The sequence below is a fragment of the Paracoccus limosus genome (assembly GCF_009711185.1).
Taxonomy (GTDB): domain Bacteria; phylum Pseudomonadota; class Alphaproteobacteria; order Rhodobacterales; family Rhodobacteraceae; genus Paracoccus; species Paracoccus limosus.
In genome coordinates this window covers 1-1,608 of sequence record NZ_WMIF01000067.1, presented here as the reverse complement: position 1 = coordinate 1,608, position 1,608 = coordinate 1, and the positions used below count along the sequence as shown (strand labels likewise).

1 protein-coding gene is annotated in these 1,608 nt (G+C 63.1%); it reads left to right on the top strand.

Going from position 1 to position 1,608, the window contains the following annotated elements:
• Window positions 1-61 precede the first annotated feature (61 nt).
• Window positions 62-1,501 carry an IS1182 family transposase gene (locus GL279_RS19045; protein WP_155066169.1) on the top strand — a complete coding sequence of 480 codons (1,440 nt, stop codon included), beginning with the start codon at window positions 62-64 and terminating at the stop codon, window positions 1,499-1,501.
• Window positions 1,502-1,608: the final 107 nt, after the last annotated feature.

Genomic DNA, 1,608 nt, shown 5'->3' with positions numbered 1-1,608 from the left:
GCCGAGCCTGTGTAAAAACTCGGTCTTGTGATAGACTTTGGCATGGCGTTGGGGGATCGGCATGTCGGGGTTCATCGAAGGCGTTGCACGCGGGCAGACGGTTCTTTTCCCTGATCGGCTCGAGGACTGGATCGATGAGGATCACCTGGGCCGAGTGATTGATCTCTTCGTCGACGAGCTTGACCTGATAGACTTGGGGTTTGGACGGGCGGCGCACGCTCGAACCGGCCGCCCGGGCTACCATCCCGCCGTTCTGCTCAAGCTGTTCATCTACGGCTACCTGAACCGGATCCCGTCGAGCCGCAGGCTGGAGCGCGAAGCCGGGCGGAATGTCGAACTGATGTGGCTGACGGGCAGGCTGGTCCCCGATCACAAGACCATCGCCGACTTTCGGCGCGACAACGGCCCCGGTATCCGCCGAACCTGTGCCCGGTTCGTGGAACTTTGCCGACGCATCGGCGTGCTGAAGGGTGCCTGCGTCGCCATCGACGGCAGCAAGTTTCGGGCGGCGAACTCCCGCGACCGCAACTTCACCAAGGGCAAGATCGCCAGCCGCATCGCCCATCTGGAGGCGGACGTCGAACGCTACATCGCCGAGATGGTCCGCGTCGATCGACAAGAAGAAGGCGAGGTCCGGGCCGAGAAGGTCGCGCATCTGGCCAAGCGCTACGGCCGCGTCCGCCAGCACATCCAGCATCTGCAAGCGATGGATCGGGCGCTGGCCGATGCACCGGACGGTCAGATCTCCCTAACCGATCCCGATGCCCGCGCCATGGCCACCAGCGCCCGCAACAGCGGCATGGTCGGCTACAACGTCCAGACCGCCGTCGATGCCGAGACACATCTGATCGTCGCCCACGACGTCACCAATCAGGGGCATGACCGCGACCTGCTGGTGCCGATGGCGCTGGCGGCCAAGGAGGCGCTGGATCGCGACGAGATGCATGTGCTGGCCGACAAAGGCTACTTCAGCGGGCGGCAAATCCTGACCTGCCACGAGGCGGGGATTACCACGACGATCCCGAAGCCGGAGACGTCCGGCAACAGGGTCAAAGGCATGTATGTGAAGCCCGACTTCGTCTACGAGGCCGATGCTGATGTTTACCGCTGCCCTGCCGGAGAGGCGTTGACCTACCGCTACACCACCGAGGAAGATGGGTTGGAATTGCGCCGTTACTGGACCAACGAATGCGTTGGCTGCCCCATAAAGGCCCGCTGCACGACCGGCAAGGAGCGCCGGATCACGCGGTGGGCGCATGAGCACCTGATCGAAGCGGCACGGGCTAGACTGATCGGACCGACAGAGCCGATGACCGTCCGCCGCGGCACGGTCGAACATCCCTTCGGCACCATCAAGGCCTGGATGGGAACGACCCACTTCCTCACCCGCAGGCTGAGGAGCGTGAAGACCGAGATCGCCCTGAACGTCCTCGCCTATAACATTAAGCGGATGGTGGCGCTGATCGGGATCCAAGGGCTGATGACAGCGGTGAAGGCCTGAAAAGGCCGTCAAACCACGTCCCGTCGAAATCTGTCGCTGGCCGCCTTATCTGGTCCGAGCAACGCGTCAGATATCATCCGCAGTGAGTTTTCACACAGCCTAGGCCC